16 protein-coding genes are annotated in these 17176 nt (G+C 69.7%); 14 read left to right on the top strand and 2 right to left on the bottom strand.

Translation table 11 applies throughout. The annotated features are described in order from the left end of the window. The first annotated feature begins 35 nt into the window (after positions 1 to 35). Positions 36 to 596: an arginase family protein gene (locus LXN57_RS48290; protein ID WP_369077276.1), complete on the top strand. Its 561-nt coding sequence runs from the start codon at positions 36 to 38 to the stop codon at positions 594 to 596. Here LXN57_RS48290 and LXN57_RS11205 read toward each other — a convergent pair. Next, a complete protein-coding gene (locus LXN57_RS11205) occupies positions 491 to 2437 on the bottom strand; it encodes an APC family permease (RefSeq protein WP_251798008.1) in 1947 nt (648 codons plus the stop codon). The two genes, LXN57_RS48290 and LXN57_RS11205, sit on opposite strands and share 106 nt — an antisense overlap. Before the next feature lie 158 nt (positions 2438 to 2595). After that, a complete protein-coding gene (gene nhaA, locus LXN57_RS11200; RefSeq protein ID WP_251797978.1) occupies positions 2596 to 4458 on the bottom strand; it encodes a Na+/H+ antiporter NhaA in 1863 nt (620 codons plus the stop codon). Positions 4459 to 4873: 415 nt separating this feature from the next. Here nhaA and kdpF point away from each other — a divergent pair, with 415 nt between their 5' ends. The 13 genes from kdpF to LXN57_RS11135 all read left to right on the top strand — a co-directional run bounded on the left by kdpF (position 4874) and on the right by LXN57_RS11135 (position 17174). Beyond that, on the top strand, positions 4874 to 4963 hold the full coding sequence (gene kdpF, locus LXN57_RS11195; protein WP_251797977.1) for a K(+)-transporting ATPase subunit F: 90 nt from the start codon (positions 4874 to 4876) through the stop codon (positions 4961 to 4963). Next, positions 4963 to 6609, top strand: coding sequence for a potassium-transporting ATPase subunit KdpA (gene kdpA / locus LXN57_RS11190; RefSeq protein ID WP_251797976.1), 1647 nt, complete (start codon positions 4963 to 4965; stop codon positions 6607 to 6609). Before kdpF ends, kdpA begins: the two co-directional genes overlap by 1 nt. Beyond that, positions 6606 to 8777 carry a potassium-transporting ATPase subunit KdpB gene (kdpB, locus tag LXN57_RS11185; protein WP_438872863.1) on the top strand — a complete coding sequence of 724 codons (2172 nt, stop codon included), beginning with the start codon at positions 6606 to 6608 and terminating at the stop codon, positions 8775 to 8777. Before kdpA ends, kdpB begins: the two co-directional genes overlap by 4 nt. A gap of 5 nt (positions 8778 to 8782) precedes the next feature. Further along, complete coding sequence (locus tag LXN57_RS11180) at positions 8783 to 9646, top strand: potassium-transporting ATPase subunit C (protein WP_251797975.1); 864 nt, start codon at positions 8783 to 8785, stop codon at positions 9644 to 9646. Between the two features lie 36 nt (positions 9647 to 9682). After that, the gene (locus LXN57_RS11175) at positions 9683 to 12172 is read left to right on the top strand and encodes a DUF4118 domain-containing protein (RefSeq protein ID WP_251797974.1); all 2490 of its coding nucleotides are present in this window, start codon (positions 9683 to 9685) and stop codon (positions 12170 to 12172) included. Between the two features lie 33 nt (positions 12173 to 12205). After that, on the top strand, positions 12206 to 13126 hold the full coding sequence (locus tag LXN57_RS11170; protein WP_251797973.1) for a DUF389 domain-containing protein: 921 nt from the start codon (positions 12206 to 12208) through the stop codon (positions 13124 to 13126). An 85-nt stretch (positions 13127 to 13211) separates the two neighbouring features. Beyond that, entirely contained in the window at positions 13212 to 13538 is a 327-nt protein-coding gene (locus tag LXN57_RS11165) for a PadR family transcriptional regulator (protein ID WP_251797972.1), read from the top strand. After that, on the top strand, positions 13535 to 13891 hold the full coding sequence (locus LXN57_RS11160; protein ID WP_251797971.1) for a DUF1048 domain-containing protein: 357 nt from the start codon (positions 13535 to 13537) through the stop codon (positions 13889 to 13891). Before LXN57_RS11165 ends, LXN57_RS11160 begins: the two co-directional genes overlap by 4 nt. A gap of 1 nt (position 13892) precedes the next feature. After that, a complete protein-coding gene (locus LXN57_RS11155) occupies positions 13893 to 14198 on the top strand; it encodes a DUF1048 domain-containing protein (protein WP_251797970.1) in 306 nt (101 codons plus the stop codon). Between the two features lie 39 nt (positions 14199 to 14237). Beyond that, positions 14238 to 14768 (top strand): EXLDI protein, encoded by a 531-nt coding sequence (locus LXN57_RS11150; RefSeq protein WP_251797969.1) that lies wholly within the window; start codon positions 14238 to 14240, stop codon positions 14766 to 14768. A 125-nt stretch (positions 14769 to 14893) separates the two neighbouring features. After that, positions 14894 to 15655 (top strand): ABC transporter ATP-binding protein, encoded by a 762-nt coding sequence (locus LXN57_RS11145; RefSeq protein ID WP_251797968.1) that lies wholly within the window; start codon positions 14894 to 14896, stop codon positions 15653 to 15655. Positions 15656 to 15657: 2 nt separating this feature from the next. Next, positions 15658 to 16419: an ABC transporter permease gene (locus LXN57_RS11140; RefSeq protein WP_251797967.1), complete on the top strand. Its 762-nt coding sequence runs from the start codon at positions 15658 to 15660 to the stop codon at positions 16417 to 16419. Between the two features lie 617 nt (positions 16420 to 17036). Beyond that, the gene (locus LXN57_RS11135; protein WP_251797966.1) at positions 17037 to 17174 is read left to right on the top strand and encodes a hypothetical protein; all 138 of its coding nucleotides are present in this window, start codon (positions 17037 to 17039) and stop codon (positions 17172 to 17174) included. The last annotated feature ends 2 nt before the right edge of the window (positions 17175 to 17176 follow it).

The following is a 17176-nucleotide window of genomic DNA, read 5'->3' as shown; positions in this document are numbered from 1 at the left end:
GAGATCGTGACCGCGGAGCCCGTCGCTGATGACATGTGGGCCCGGCTCGCCCCGCTGTACTCGGCAGACGCCGACGCGGCGGCCGCGGTGGCCCCGGGCGCCGGAGGTACCCGCTGGTGGTCGTGACAGGTGGCTGTGTCACCGCGCTGGGAATTGTGGTGGGGCTTCAGCGCGCGGGCACGGACCCGGGAATCGCCTGGTTCGACGCGCACAGCGACGTGCAGACGCTGGAAACAACGGCGTTCGGCTATCTGCCCGGCATGTCGCTGCGCATGCTGACGGGCTACCGGCCGGAGCTGATCGCCGAGCGCGCAACTGGCGGCCGCGCTGGGAGTCCAGCAGCAGCCACGACGTGCGCACATCTGCCGCGACGGGCAAGCTGCTCGATGTTGTGTCGACAGTGGACCGGAGCGAGAGTCAAGGCCGCTGCACCGAGCACGGAGGCCAGCCGCCGACCTGCCGGGCGTCCCCCGAGTGACTGCCGTGAGGATCAGGACCCGACGTGGATGCCGGGGCGGCGGGTCTGGTCGGGTTCGTGTTTGCGGATGATTTCGCGGGTGACGGGGGCGGTGTCGCCGCGGCCGAGGAGGAAGTAGCGGATCATGTGTACCAGTGGGCTGCCCTCGGCCCAGGCGAAGTAGCAGTGCGGGCGTACGCCGGTGGCGTCGCGCAGGGAGAGCAGGATCGCGGCGATGGCGTTCGGCGCTGCCGGCGCCTCGGCGCGCAGGATGCGGTTGCCGTCTACGTCGATGCCGCGGACGATCAGGGTGTCGCTGAAGGCGGAGGGGTCGATCACGTCGATCTCCAGGAACAGGATGTCGTTGGCGCCGGGGACCGGGTTGTCGCCGCGCTGTTCGCGTTCCTTGAACTGGTATTCGGCGGCGTCGCCGGTCTGGCGGCGGTGGGCGACGAGGTCGAGGGCGCCGTCGAACTCGAGGGACTCGGTGATGAATCGGCGGGCGGTCTCGTCGAACTCGATGCTGTCCACGCGCAGCTCGGTGGTGCGGCTGACCCGGGAGATCAGCGAGACGGCGATGATGCCGGCGATGAACAGGCCGGAGATGGCGATCCCGTCCGGCTTCTCGATGATGTTCTCGGCCAGCGCATAGCCGAGGATGAGCGTGAGCAGCGCGAATCCTGCCGTGGCGCCGCGCCGGCGATTGCGGAAGGCCCAGACGGAGACGGCGAAGGCGCCGGAGACCATCATCGCGAGGATGCCGGTGGCGTAGGCGCCGGCCTGGGCGTTGACGTCGGCGCCGAACGCGATCGTGATGATGACGGTGATCGTGGTGTAGACGAGCACGACCGGGCGTACGGCGCGGCCCCACTCCGGCGCCATGCCGTACCCGGGCAGGTAGCGCGGCACGATGTTGACCAGGCCGGCCATGGCCGACGCGCCGGCGAACCACAGGATCAAGATGGTGCTGATGTCGTAGGCGGTGCCGACCGCCTCGCCCAGCTGCTCGTGAGCCAGCCAGGCGAGGGCCCGGCCGCTGGCTTCGCCGCCCGGTTCGAATTCCTCGGCCGGGATGAGCACGGTGGTGACGAAGCTGGCCGCGAGCAGGTAGACGCTCATGATGACTGCGGCCGTGGTGAGCAACTTGCGGCTGTTGCGGATGCGGTTCTCCAGTCGCTGCCGGGCGTCGGCGCCCGGGGCGGCGACCAGCGGCATCATGCTGACCCCGGTCTCGAAGCCGGACAGGCCGAGTACGAGCAACGGGAACGCCACCACGGCGGGGTGGAGCAGTCCGCCGACGCCTCCGCCCACGTCGCCGAGCGCGGAGATCCAGGCCGACCAGGCGGCGCCGTCGGTGATGACGTGCACGAGGCCGTCGCCGATGACCAGCGCGTTGAGCGCGAGGAAGATCGCCACCAGGGGGATCGCGACGCTGACGGCCTCGCTGAAGCCGAGCAGGAAGACGAAGCCGAGCACCAGGAGCAGCCCGACGGTCAGCGCGACCTCGTGGCCGTGCAGGAACGACGGGAAGAACGGGTTCTCGACCACGTGCACGCTGGCGTCCGCGGCCGACAGGGTGATCGTGATCAGCCACGACGTGGCAACGAAGCCGAGCAGCACCAGGACGAACAGTTTGCCCTGCCAGAACGGCAGCAGCCGCTCCAGCATCGCGACCGAGCCGGCGCCGTGGGGGCTCTCCCGGGCGACCCGGCGATACATCGGCAGGACGCCGAACAGGGTGAGCGCGACGATCAGCAGGGTGGCCAAGGGGGAGACCGCCCCGGCCGCCGCGACGGCGATCGCCGGCACGTAGGCCAGGCTGGAGAAGTAGTCCACTCCGGTCAGGCACATCACCTTCCACCACGAGTGCTGTTCGGTGTGTCCCTCACCGGCTGCGGGTCCGACCGGTTGCACCCGATGGCGCAGCAGCCAGCCGGGTACGCCCTTCGAGGGTGGCGTCTCGTGGGCCGGGGAAGCCATCACCGCGGGTACGGCGTACTCGGGCGGCGCCTCGACCGGAGCCGGTTGCTCGTTCACCGGACCAAGGGTCGCTCGGCCGGAGCTTTTCGCCCCTGAGCCCGGCGTTAATATCGCGTCAAAATCTACGTACCGAGCGCTGCTGTTGCATAAAGGTCCGCTCAGGTGGCGGCGGGGCTGAGGGCCTGTTCGACGGCGGCGATGACTTCGTCGAGGGAGCCGTCGACCCGGGCGCCGTTCAGGAAGAACGTGGGTGTCCCGTCGGCTCCGCTGTCCTGGGCGCTGCGCACGTCCGCGTCGACCCGGGCGTCCACGGCGGCCGACTCGAGGTCGGAGAGGAAGCGCGGCACATTCAGACCGGCCGAGCGGGCCGCCTCGGTCAGCGACTCGTCGTTGAGTTCGTCCGCGGCCAGCAGCCGTTCGTGCATCGGCCAGAAAGCGCCCTGGACGGCGGCGGCTTCGGCGGCCTGCGCGGCACGGCGGGCGTCGGGATGGAACTCGTCCAGCGGCAGGTGCCGCCAGACATAGCGGAGTCGATCGGGATGAAGGGCGACGAGCGCGGCCATCGCCGGGGCGGCCTCGCGGCAGTACGGGCACTCGTAGTCGCCGAATTGCACCAGCACGACGGGCGCGTCCGCCGGCCCCCGGCTGTGCTCGCCCGACGGTTCGACGGCGGGCGCCAGGGTGGACGGCTCGCTGCGGCGCGATCGGCCGCCGGGCAGGTGGAACAGCAGCCAGCCGAGCCCGGTCGCGGCGACGGCGGCGGCCAGGATGCCGATCTTCGCTTCGTCGCGCAGATTCTCGTCGGTGAGGGCGAGCTCGGCGACGAACAGCGAAACGGTGAACCCGATGCCGGCCACCGCCCCCACGGACAGCACCTGCGGCAGGCCGACGCCGGCGGGCAACCGGCCCAGACGGGTACGGACCATGATCGCTGAGGCGCCCCAGATGCCCAGGGTCTTGCCGGCGACCAAGCCGATGAACACGCCGATGGTGACCGGTGAGGTCACCGCCCGGGACAGCAGCTCGGGGCTGAAGGCCACGCCCGCGTTGGCCAGGGCGAACAGCGGCACGATGAGGAAGCTGGTCCACGGGCGCAGCAGGTACTGCAGGCGGTCGTTGGCCGACACCGAACCCTGCGCGCCGATCGACAGCAGACGGGCCGCCTCCGGTCCGGGTTCCCGGCGCAGCCGCTTGAGCAGCCGGTCGAGCCGGTCGAGGTCGGTGCGGCGGGGCAGGAAAGCGGGGGTGAGCAGACCGAACACGACGCCCACGATGGTCGGGTGCAGCCCCGACTCGTAGGTGGCGACCCACAACGCGACGCCGACGACCAGATACGGAGTGGCCCGCCAGACGCCCACGGTGCGCATGACCAGCGCCACCCCGATCAGCGCGGCCGCGACGAGCAGCGGGATCAGGTGCACGGCCTCGGTGTAGACCACCGCGATGACCAGAATCGCGCCGATGTCGTCGACGACGGCCAGGGTGAGCAGGAAGACCCGGACGTTGGCCGGGCAGCGCGGCCCGACCAGGGCCAGCACACCGAGCGCGAACGCGATGTCGGTGGCCATGGCCATGCCCCAGGCGGACTGGGCGCTGCTGCCGATGGTGACCGTGGCGAAGATGACCGCGGGCACCACCATGCCACCGACCGCTGCCACGATCGGCACCATCGCCGCTCGGCGGTCGCTGAGATCGCCCAGGGTGAGCTCACGACGGATCTCCATGCCGGCGAGCAGGAAGAAGAACACCATCAGGCCGTCGTTGACCCAGTGCCGCAGATCCTCGGTGATCACGGCATCGCCGAAACCGACGGTGAACTCGGTGTGCCAGACCGTCTCGTAGCCTCCGCCGGGCAGGTTGGCCCAGATCAGCGCGAGCACCGTCGCGACCAGCAGCGCGGCCGCCCCGCGGGTCTCGGTGACGAGAACGGTGCGGATGCGGCGATCGAGGCGAAGGGTGCGGTCGGTACGGGGGAGTTGCCCGCCTTCGGCGATGCGGCGTACCAGTTCGGCGACACTCATCGAGGCCTGCTCATCGGGATTCCTCGCCAGCCTCGGGCCAGGAGCCTCGGCTGAGGAGACGTTGCGAGTTCTTGAGTGGCACTGGCTTCTTCCCGGGGTCGGCAAAGAGAACGCCGACCAGGCTTCCCGGCACACCGCAGGCGAGCTTACGGGACAGAAGGCCGCACCGGCAGCGTGCCGCGCCGGCGCGGTGATGACGCCCGTCACGTGCCTCGTTAATGAAGCGTCAACGATGACCCGGCCCGCGTAGTCATCGCGTTAACGGCCATGACAACGGCTCCTGGGCGAGGTGTGCTTCGGCTGCAAGAAACGCAAACCCTCGTCTAGGAGTCCTCGTGGCTGATCTCGTGTTCGTCGGGCTCACGGTGGTGCTGTTCGCAGCGCTGACCGTGCTGATCCGGGCGGTCGAGCGGCAGTGAGCGCGGTCAACCTGATCGGCCTGATCGTGGCCGTCCTGCTCGGCGCCTTCATGGTGTTCGCCCTGCTGTTCCCGGAGAAGTTCTGATGGCCGGCTGGATCTTCGTCAGCACGCTGGTGCTCGCGCTCGTCGCCGTGTACCGGCCCTTCGGTGACTACCTGTACCGGGTCGTGACCGGGAAGAAGAACAGCGTCGCCGAGCGCGGCGTCTACCGGCTCGTCGGTGTCGACCCCGGCGCCGAGCAGACCTGGGGCGTGTACGCCCGCAGCGTGCTCGCGTTCTCGGCGGTCTCGATCCTGTTCCTCTATCTGTTCCTGCGGGTGCAGGACAAGCTGTGGCTGTCGCTCGGCCTTGACGCCCTGCCCAGCCATCTGGCCTGGAACACCGCGGTCAGCTTCGTGACCAACACCAACTGGCAGGCGTACTCGGGCGAGTCGACCATGGGCCACCTGGTGCAGATGTCGGGCCTGGCCGTGCAGAACTTCGTCTCGGCTGCGGTCGGCATCGCGGTGGCGGTCGCGCTGGTCCGGGGCTTCGCCGCCCGCAAGTCGGCCACGCTCGGCAACTTCTGGGTCGACCTGACCCGGATCGTGCTGCGGGTGTTGCTGCCGATCTGTGTCCTGGCCACGATCGTCTTCATGGTCGCCGGCATGGTGCAGAACCTCTCCGGCGGCGCCGACGTGACCACGCTGACCGGCGCCACCCAGCACATCACCGGCGGCCCCGTCGCGTCGCAGGAGGCGATCAAGGAGCTCGGCACCAACGGTGGCGGCTTCTACAACGTCAACGCGGCCCACCCGTTCGAGAACCCGACCACCTGGACCAACTGGATCCAGCTGTTCCTCATCCTGTTGATCCCGTTCAGCATGCCGCGGGTCTTCGGCCGCATGGTCGGTCAGAACCGGCAGGGGTACGCCATCGCCGCCGTCATGGCCGTCCTGGCGATCGCGAGCATCGCGCTGACCGTGGGCTTCGAGCTGCACGGTGGCGGCACCGTCCCGCAGGCCGTCGGCGCGGCGATGGAAGGCAAGGAGACCCGGTTCGGCATCCCCGACTCGGCCACCTACGCCGCCGTCACCACGCTGACCTCGACCGGCGCGGTCAACTCGTTCCACGACTCGTACACGTCGCTCGGCGGCATGATGCCGATGGTCAACATGATGCTCGGTGAGGTGGCCCCGGGCGGTGTCGGCGCTGGGCTCTACGGGCTGCTCATCCTGGCCGTGATCACCGTCTTCGTCGCCGGCCTGATGGTCGGCCGCACACCGGAATACCTGGGCAAGAAGATCGGCGCCCGCGAGATGAAGCTCGCCTCGCTGTACTTCCTGGTCACTCCGGCCATCGTGCTGATCGGCACCGCGGCCGCGTTCGCCACCGGCAACAACGCCACGGCGCTCAACGTCGGCCCGCATGGTCTCTCCGAGGTCCTGTACGCGTTCACCAGCGCCGGCAACAACAACGGCTCCGCCTTCGCGGGCATCACGGTCAACACACCGTGGTGGGACACCGCGCTCGGCCTGGCCATGCTGCTCGGCCGGTTCCTGCCGATCGTGCTCGTACTGGCCCTGGCCGGCTCGCTGGCCCGGCAGAAGGCGACCCCGGAGTCCGAGGGCACCCTGCCCACCCACCAACCCCTGTTCGTCGGGATGGTCGTCGGCGTCACCGTCGTGCTGGTCGCGCTGACCTTCCTGCCCGCTCTCGCTCTCGGACCCCTCGCGGAGGGCCTGTCATGACCACCCCCACACCCACCATGGAGAAGCCTCCCACCGATGCGGCCGCCGCGGCCGGCCGTCGCCGCGTCGGCGGCGGACTGCTCGACGCGACCCAGCTCGGCCAGGCGCTGCCGGGCGCCGTCCGCAAACTCGACCCGCGCCTGATGTGGCGCAATCCGGTCATGCTCCTCGTCGAGGCCGGCGCTGTCTTCACCACCGTGCTGTCCGTCGCCGACCCGAGCACCCTGTCGTGGATCATCACGGTCTGGCTCTGGCTCACCGTGATCTTCGCCAACCTGGCCGAGGCGGTCGCCGAGGGGCGGGGGAAGGCCCAGGCCGCGGCGCTGCGCGCGTCCAAGCAGGACATGGTCGCGTTCCTGCGGGACGGCCGGGAGGTGCCGGCCACGCAGCTCAAGCTGGGCGACATCGTCGTGGTGGTGGCCGGGCAGACCATCCCCGGTGACGGCGACGTCATCGAGGGCATCGCCAGCGTCGACGAGTCGGCCATCACCGGCGAGTCGGCCCCGGTGATCCGCGAGTCCGGCGGCGACCGCTCGGCCGTCACCGGCGGCACCAGGGTGCTCTCCGACCGGATCGTCGTGCGGATCACCCAGAAGCCGGGCGAGAGCTTTGTCGATCGCATGATCGCGCTGGTGGAGGGCGCGAACCGGCAGAAGACGCCGAACGAGATCGCGCTGAACATCCTGCTCGCGGCGCTCACGATCATTTTCCTGCTCTCGGTGGTGACGCTGCAGCCGTTGGCCATCTACTCCAAGGCGTACCAGGCCGCGGCGCCCGACACCGCGGCGATCGACGGGAACGGCGTCACCGGCATCGTGCTGATCTCGTTGCTGGTCTGCCTCATCCCGACCACCATCGGCGCGCTGCTCTCGGCGATCGGCATCGCGGGCATGGACCGGCTCGTGCAGCGCAACGTCCTGGCCATGTCCGGCCGGGCGGTGGAGGCAGCCGGCGACGTGAACACCCTGCTGCTCGACAAGACCGGCACGATCACGCTCGGCAACCGCCAGGCCGCCGAGTTCGTGCCGGTGGACGGCGTGACGGCGGCGACGCTGGCCGACGCCGCCCAGCTGTCCAGCCTGGCCGACGAGACCCCGGAGGGCCGCTCGGTCGTGGTGCTGGCCAAGAACGCCTTCGGCCTGCGCGAGCGCGAGCCCGGTCTGATGACCGACGCGACGTTCGTGCCGTTCACCGCGCAGACCCGGATGAGCGGCGTCGACCTGGAGCTCAGCCTCCAGTCCGGTCAGGGGCGGGTGGTCGGGGCGGTAGCCGGGCGGCAGATCCGCAAGGGCGCCGCCTCGGCGGTCATGAAGTGGGTCCGCCAGAACGGCGGGCACCCCACCGAGGAGGTCGGCGAGATCGTCGACACGGTCAGCAGCACCGGCGGCACCCCGCTGGTCGTGGCCGAGCAGATCGCGGGGCAACCCGCCCGCGCCCTCGGCGTGATCCACCTCAAGGACGTGGTCAAGCCGGGCATGCGCGAACGGTTCGACGAGATGCGCCGGATGGGCATCCGCACCGTCATGATCACCGGCGACAACCCGCGTACCGCCAAGGCCATCGCCGACGAGGCCGGCGTGGACGACTTCCTGGCCGAAGCCACACCCGAGGACAAGCTCGCGTACATCAAGAAGGAGCAGGAAGGCGGCCGGCTGGTCGCGATGACCGGGGACGGCACCAACGACGCGCCGGCCCTGGCCCAGGCGGACGTCGGCGTGGCCATGAACACCGGCACGTCGGCCGCCAAGGAGGCCGGCAACATGGTCGACCTCGACTCCGACCCGACCAAGCTCATCGAGATCGTCGAGATCGGCAAGCAGTTGCTGATCACCCGCGGCGCGTTGACCACCTTCTCGATCACCAACGACATCGCCAAGTACTTCGCCATCATCCCGGCCATGTTCGCCGCGGTGTATCCCGGGCTCGACACGCTGAACGTCATGCGGCTCCACTCGCCCGGCTCGGCGATCCTGTCCGCGGTCGTCTTCAACGCGCTGGTCATCATCGCGCTGATCCCGCTCGCCCTGCGCGGCGTGCGCTACACCCCGGCCGGCGCCAGCGCACTGCTGCGCCGCAACCTGCTCGTCTACGGCCTCGGCGGCGTCCTCGCCCCGTTCGCCGGCATCAAGCTCATCGACCTTCTCGTCCAGTTCATCCCGGGGATCTGATCACCGTGCGACTTCCCTCCTGGCTCGCCCAGCACCTCGCCGCGTTCCGAGCGCTGCTCGTCCTCACCGTGCTGGTCGGCGTGGCCTACCCCCTCCTGATGGTCGGGGCAGGCAGGCTCCCCGGCCTCTCCGACCGGACGGACGGCTCCCTGATCACGGTGGGTGACACCACCGTTGGCAGCCGCCTGATCGGGCAGTCGTTCACCGACGCCGACGGCAATCCCGTCCCGCGCTACTTCCAGAGCCGGCCCTCCGCCGCCGGTGACGGCTACGACCCCACGTCCACCTCGGCCAGCAACCTCGGCCCGGAAAGCGTGGTCGACACCCTGTCCGACAACCCGGACGACGCGTCGCCGAGCCTGCTGACCCAGGTCTGCACCCGCAGCCTCGCGGTGGGCGAGCTCGAAGGCGTCGACGGCAGCCGGCCCTACTGCACCGCCGACGGCGTGGGCGCGGTCCTCGCCGTGTTCCACCGCGACGGGTTCACCGGCCCGATCACCCGCGTCGTGTCGGTCAACCAGACCGGCACCCCGTTCGTCAGCACCTACGACGGTGTGACCGTCGAGCCGGCCGAGGCGGGGGAGGACTACCGGGCCCTCGGCGGTGTGATCACCCCGATCCGCGGGAACGCGCCGGCGAAACCTGTGGTCCCGGCCGACGCGGTAACGGCCAGTGCCAGCGGCCTCGACCCGAACATCAGCCCGGCGTACGCGGAACTGCAGGCACCGCGCATCGCCCGGGAACGTGGCCTGACCGAGGACCGGGTGCGCACCCTGATCAAGGACCACACTGACGGGCGGGCGCTCGGCTTCCTCGGCGAGCCCGCGGTCAACGTCCTGGAACTCAACCTCGCGCTCGACAGCAAGTAGGACTCGACGGCCGACAGGAAGGGAGGCGGCGCCGACATGGCTCGCGGAGAACTGCGTATCTTCCTCGGCGCCGCCCCGGGCGTCGGCAAGACCTACACGATGCTCGAGGAGGCGCACCGGCGCGCCGAACGCGGCACCGACGTGGTCATCGCGTCCGTGGAGACCCACGGCCGCAAACACACCCAGGCGATGATCGGCGATCTCGAGGTCGTACCCCGCGCCGAGATGCGCTACCGGGGTGTCGGCTTCACCGAGATGGACCTCGACGCGGTGCTGGCCCGCCGGCCGGAACTGGCCGTGGTGGACGAGTTCGCTCACACCAACGTGCCCGGCGCCCGCAACGCCAAGCGGTGGCAGGACGTGCGGGAACTGCTCGACGCCGGCATCTCGGTGCTGACCACGGTCAACGTCCAGCACCTGGAATCGCTCAACGACGTCGTCGCGCAGATCACCGGCGTCGAGCAGCGCGAAACCGTGCCGGACGCCCTGGTGCGCGCGGCCGAGCAGGTCGAGCTGGTCGACATGACCCCGGAGGCGCTGCGCCGGCGGATGGCGCACGGCAACATCTACCAGCCCGAGAAGATCGACGCGGCGCTCGGCAACTACTTCCGTACGGGAAATCTGACCGCCCTCCGGGAGCTGGCCCTGCTGTGGCTCGCCGACAAGGTCGAGGAGCAACTCGACCGGTACCGGGCCGACAACAAGATCAACGCGACCTGGGAGACCCGGGAGCGGGTGGTCGTCGCCCTGACCGGCGGCCCCGAGGGCGACACCCTGATCCGCCGGGCCGCCCGGATCGCCGACCGCACCAAGGGCGCCGATCTGATGGCCGTCCACGTTGCCCGCAACGACGGCCTGGCCGGCGCCGACCCGGCCGCCCTGGCCCGCCAGCGCGTCCTGGTGGAAAGCCTCGGCGGTTCCTACCACCAGGTCGTCGGCTCCGACGTGCCCCGGGCGCTGCTGGATTTCGCCCGCGCGGTGAACGCGACGCAGATCGTCCTCGGCGCGTCCAGCCGTGGCCGGTTCGCGCAGATCTTCTCGGCCGGCGTCGGGGTCACCACCACCGCGCTGTCCGGGTCGATCGACGTGCACCTGGTGACCCATGAGCGCGCCGGACAGGGCCGTCGCCGCCGCGCGCCGGCGGCGCTGTCGCGCAGCCGGCGCATCGCCGGCTTTCTGACCGTCCTCGCCGGGCTTCCCGCCCTGACCGCGGTGTTGAGCATCGGACCCGGGCTGTCCCTGATCAACGACCTCCTGCTGTTCCTGGCCGCCGTCGTCGGTGTCGCGCTCGTCGGCGGGCTGTGGCCGGCGCTGCTCGCCGCGGTGGCCGGATCGCTGATGCTGAACTGGTTCTTCACCCCGCCGGTCGGCCGGTTCACCATCGCCGAGAGCGACAACCTGCTCGCCCTGGCCATCTTCGTGGTGATCGCCGTCGCGGTCAGCTGGGTCGTCGACACCGCCGCCCGTACGACCCGCCAGGCCGCCGAGGCCGGCGCCGACGCGCAGACCCTGGCCACGGTCGCTGGTGGGGTCCTGCGCGGCGAGCGTCCGCTGATGGCTCTGCTCGAGCGGCTCCGCGAGACCTTCACGCTCGACTCGGTGACCCTGCTCGACAAGAGTGTGGTCGTCGCCGAGGTCGGCCATCCGGTCTGTACCCGATCGGCGGACGCGGACGCCGAGGTCAGAGCCGACGACGACATCGTCCTGTTACTCAAGGGCCGGGCCCTGCAGGCCAGCGACCGGCGCATCGTCGAGGCGTTCGCCGCGCAGGCGGCCGTCGCGCTGCGGCAGGAAAGGCTGACCGCCGAGGCTGCCGCCGCGAAACCCTTGGCCGAGGCCGACCGCATGCGTACGGCGTTGCTCGCCGCCGTCAGCCACGACCTGCGCACACCGCTCGCTTCCGCCAAGGCCGCCGTGGCCGGCCTGCGCAGCGACGAGGTGCATTTCGACGACGACGATCGCGCCGAACTGCTCGAGACCGCCGACGTCTCCCTCGACCGGCTCATCCGGCTGGTCACCAACCTGCTCGACATGAGCCGGCTGCAGGCGGGCGCCCTCGGAGTCGAAGCCATCGACGTCGGCGCGGAGGAGATCGTGCCTCGTGCCCTGGACGACCTCGGCCCGCCGGGACGCGCGGTCCAGCTGCACATCCCCGACGACCTGCCCTACCTGCACGCCGACCCCGGGCTGCTCGAACGCGTCATCGTCAACCTCGCCGCGAACGCCCTGCGGCACAGCCCCGCGGACCGGCCGCCCGTCATCACGGCCAGCGCCCTCGGCGCCCAGGTGGAGATCCGCGTCATCGACCATGGACCCGGCATTCCCGAGGACCGCTGGGACGACGTCTTCCTGCCGTTTCAGCGCCTCGGGGACCGCGACAACCACACCGGCGCCGGGCTCGGGCTGGCACTCTCGCGCGGACTGACCGAGGCGATGGGTGGCACTCTCATGCCCGATCAGACCCCCGGCGGCGGTCTCACCATGGTTGTCTCGCTGCCTACCGCCCCCGCCACGAACAGCCCCTAGACTCACGGTCACCGCGATCATGAGGGACCGAAGATGCTGCACGTGCGGGTGATCAGCCCGGAATCGAACACCGACCACGCCTTGGCCGCGCTGACCGGCGACGTCGCGGTCACCCACATCGTCGTGCTGGCCGGCGCCGCTCGTGAGCCACGCGGCGACGTGATCGAGTTCGACGTCGTGCGGGAGGGCGCCAGCGCCGTGCTGGACCGCCTGCGCGGTCTGGGGCTCGACCGTGAGGGCGCCATCGTGGTCGAGCGGGTCGGCACGACGATGTCGGCGTCGGCCGATCGCGCCGAGCGGCATGTCCCCGGGCTCGGCGTCGATGCGGTGGTGTGGCACGAGATCGAACACCAGACCGGCGAGGAGACCGCGCTCTCGGTGTCGTACCTGGCGTTCATGACGATCGCCACCATCATCGCGGCGATCGGTGTCCTGCTGGACTCGCCGATCCTCATCGTCGGTTCGATGGTGGTCGGTCCCGAGTTCGGGCCCCTCGCCGCGCTGTGTGTCGGCCTGGTGCAGCGCAAGGCGAGCCTGCTGCGCCGCTCGGCGCTGGCGCTGGGCGTCGGTTTCCCGTTCGCGATGGCGGCCACGGTCGGCATGGTGTGGCTGCTCACCGCGGCCGACCTGATCAGCCGGTCGATGCTGCTGGACGAGCGGCCGCTGACCGACTTCATCTGGCGTCCCGACGCGCTGTCCTGGGTCATCGGCTTCCTCGGCGGTGTGGCGGGCATCCTGTCGCTCACTTCGGCCAAGGCGGGCACCCTGGTCGGTGTGCTGATCTCGGTCACCACCATCCCGGCGGCGGCGAATGCCGCGGTCGCGCTGGCCTACGGCGTCCGCGACGAGGCCGTCGGCTCGGCCCTGCAGCTCGTGATCAATGTGGCGGCGATCGTCATCGGGGGAGCGCTGACCTTGCTCGTACAGCAATTGGTGTGGCGCAAGCGGCGCTGAGAACCGGCTCTCGCCACAGCCCGGTACCTAGTGCTACGTTGTACCGGTATTCAGTGGTACGAGGTACCGGTCGGAGGGTGTGGCGGTGGAAGACCTGACCGAGATGCTCAAGGGCACGCTCGAAGGGTGCGTGCTCGAAATCATCGGGCGTGAGGAGACCTACGGGTACGCCATCACGCGCCGGCTGAACGACCTGGGCTTCGCCGACGTCGTCGACGGCACGGTCTACACCATCCTGCTGCGGCTGGAGCGCAACGGCCTCGTCCAGGTGACGAAGCGGCCGTCCGAAGTGGGTCCGCCGCGCAAGTTCTACGCGCTCAACGACGCCGGGCGCAGCGAGCTGGCGACGTTCTGGACGAAATGGCAGTACGTCTCATCGCGGATCGACAAACTCAGGGAGGGCGGGGCATGAACTTCTGGGAGACCATCACGGGCAACGATCTCAACCGGGAATGGAAGGCGTTCGGGGGCCGGGCGCAGGCGTTGCCGGCCGACTATCAGGCCGCGTGGGGGCAGATCGTCAGCCACCTCTTCCCGTACGGGAACTTCACCGGGCGCAACCTGACGCCGATCGCCGACGCGGCCCTCGGACTGCTCGAGGAAGCCTCGGCCGACGGGCAGAGCGTGCACGAGGTGCTCGGCGACGACATCGCCGGCTTCTCGGCGGCCCTGGCCGGTGGGGCGGGGGCCCGCACCTATCGCGACCGGTGGCGTGAGCAGTTGAACCGGAACGTCGCCCGAAAACTCGCCCGGCTAGGAGACTGACGTGGGCATTCAGGACATCATCGAGGGCAAGAAGCAGTGGCGGGCGCACGTCGCCCGGGTCAAGGCGCTCCCGCCCGACTACCGGATCGTCTACCAGGAGATGCAGCGGTACCTGTTCAAGGTCGGGCCGGTCGACCTGGTTGAGGGGAGCCTGCTCTCCGGGATCGTCGACTTCTTCGAAGACGGTGCAGCATCCGGCCGGGGGGTTCTGGAGGTCATCGGCACGGACGTCGCCGCCTTCTGCGACGACCTGATCAAGGACTCGCGCACGTACGCCGAGATCTACCAGGAGTCCGCCGGGCAATAGCCCTGTGCGTGTACGTATAGGTGTGCGTATAGTTGGCTCATGCCCAACAAGACCATCTACGTGTCCGACGACGACCTGCCGCTGTTCCAGCGCGCCCAGGAACTCGCCGGCGGCAAGCTGTCGACGGCCATCACCGCCGCGCTGCGCCGTTACGTCGAGGTCGAGGAGGGCCGGCAACAGGGCTACGACGACGTGATCGTGCGCGTCGGGCCCGGGCTCGGTCGCAAGCAACGGTTCTCCGGCATGCTGCTGGCCGAGATGGAACAGACCGGCAACGAGCGCGACGAGACCTACCGGGTTTATCGCACCCGCACCGGCAAGTATGTCGTTCACCTCGAGCGGTCCGAGGCGCACGTGAACACCGGACCGAACGCCGAGAAGTACCGCACCGGCTGGCGCGCCTGGGTCGGCGACTGGAGCGCCAACCAGTCCTGGACGCGCATCCCGGCCGACTCCAGCCTGCGCATCGCCGACGATCTCGACGCGCTGCGCGACATCGTTCCGACCGAGCTCTACCCACTGGTGCTCGACGCCGTCAACGAACCGGTGATCGAGGACCTAGACATCTGATCCAGGCCTGACGAACCACGGACGAGCCGCCGGCTCGCCCGGCGAGCGAACACGTCCCCGCATCACGGACGAGCCGACGGCGGCCGCCCGGCGATGACCCATGCCCACCGCGCAGGAGGCGGCAGATGCCTACAACGAGCCCGGCAATCCGGGTCAGCGGATTGCGAAAGTCCTATCAGAAGCTGGCCGTCCTGAAGGGCGTCGATTTCGAGGTGGCGCGCGGGAGTATCTTCGCGCTGCTCGGGTCCAACGGCGCCGGCAAGACGACGGTGGTGCGCATCCTGTCCACGTTGCTCAAGCCGGATGGCGGCACGGCAAGCGTCCACGGGTTCGACGTCGGGTCGGAGCCGCTGCGGGTGCGCGAGTCGATCAGCCTGACGGGGCAGTTCGCCGCCGTCGACGAGATCCTCACCGGCCGGGAGAACCTGGTCATGGTCGGCCGGCTCCGGCGGGTCGCAAAACCCCGGGACGTCGCGGACGAGCTGCTCGTCCGGTTCGGCCTGGCCGACGCGGGTGGACGGCGCGTGGGGACGTACTCGGGCGGTATGCGCCGCCGGCTCGACATCGCCATGAGCCTGATCGGGGACCCACCGGTCATCTTCCTCGACGAGCCGACCACCGGGCTCGACCCCGAGGGCCGCATCGAGGTGTGGAACGAGATCCAGAAGTTGGCCGGCGGCGGGACGACCGTGCTGCTGACCACGCAACACCTGGAGGAGGCGGAGAAGCTGGCCGACCGGATCGCGATCCTGCACGAGGGCACCATCATCGTCTCCGGCACCCTGGCCGACCTGCGGAAACTGTTGCCGCCCGCGAAGGTCGAGTACGTGGAACGACAGCCCACCCTCGAGGAAGTCTTCCTCTCCGTCGTCGGAAAGCGGGCCTGACCATGACCACCCACGTTCTCGGCGACTCCACCGTGATGCTCGGCCGGTCCATCAAGCACGTGAGCCGCAGCCTCGACACGATCATCACCGTCACGATCATGCCGATCGCCTTCCTGCTGCTGTTCCGATACGTGTTCGGCGGCGCGATCCAGACCGGCAGCGGCAACTACACCAACTACCTCATGCCGGGTGTCCTGCTCATCGCCATCGCCAGCGGAATCTCGTACACCGGCTTCCGGCTCTTCAACGACATGCGGAGTGGCATCTTCGAGCGGTTCCACTCGATGCCCATCGCCCGCTCGTCGGTGCTGTGGGGACACGTGCTGACCTCGATGGTCGCCAACGCGATCTCCGTGGTGGTCATCCTGCTGGCCGGGCTGGGCATCGGCTTCCGTACGTCGGCCGGTGTGCTCGCCTGGCTCGCCGTCGCCGGTATCCTCGCGCTCTTCACGCTCGCCCTGACCTGGCTGGCGATCGTCGCCGGGCTGAGCGCCTCCACCCCCGACGGCGCGTCTGCCTTCTCCTATCCGCTCATCTTCCTGCCGTTCATCAGCTCGGCCTTCGTCCCGACCGAGACGATGCCCGGCCCGGTGCGGGCGTTCGCCGAGAACCAGCCGGTCACCGCGATCGTCAACTCCATCCGCGCCCTGTTCGACCAGCAGCCGGTGGGCAACGACATCTGGACCGCGCTCGCCTGGTGCGCCGGAATCCTGATCATCGCGTACGCGTTTGCGATGGCCGCCTACCGCCGCAGGATCGCCTGAGGGCGGCAGCGCCTCATCGCAGGCCGTCGCGCTCCTGCTCGATCCCCGGCTCGGTTCAGGCGCCGGACAGGCCAGGGTGGTGGAAGCGGGTGGTGGCTTTTCGCGGCCTACAACCTGTACTCGGTCGTCAGGGATCTCCGTAACCGGCGGCGCCGACCCGCATGAGCGGGATCCAATGCGGGAGGACGGCGTCCAGGCCAGGCGTTCCTCACCAGGCAGCCCGGGCGCCATTGAAGAAATCTGGCGGGTCGATTCAACAACGGCGGGTCTGGCGCCGTCTTAGGAAGCGGCCCTTCAGGCCGGTGCGCGCGCTCCTCGTCGCTCGCCGGCTCACCGGGTCGTCGCGGCGTGGGGCTGGGGCGGCCCATCGGCCGGACGCGTGCCTGGGCCGCGCGCGTCCGGCCACCCCGCGGTGACGAACGCGAGCCGCGAAGTTCCGGTCGATGAGCCGGCCCTGGGCTGAGCCGGCGCGGCACCTCGATGAAGGCGGCGCGACCCGGCTTACCACCAAAGTCATACGTCGGGCCGCGCCGGGTCCACCCACGTGCCGATGTGGGAAGGGCCGCCGGATCGAAGAATCAGGAGCGTCAATCGCAACGACGTCTTCGGGAGTGATCATGTCTGTCGCATCGAACGACCGGGAGACCGTCGCTTGGGCCTGGCCCTTCGTCTTTGGCCTGCTCATGCTCGTGACGGTGGCCGGTGTCGCGTACGCCGTGGTGTGGTCATGGAATTTTTACGCCGGAACCGTCTAGGC

Source organism: Paractinoplanes hotanensis (genome assembly GCF_023717965.1).
GTDB classification, from domain to species: Bacteria; Actinomycetota; Actinomycetes; order Mycobacteriales; family Micromonosporaceae; genus Actinoplanes; species Actinoplanes polyasparticus.
This window is presented reverse-complemented; position numbering and strand designations above follow the sequence as displayed.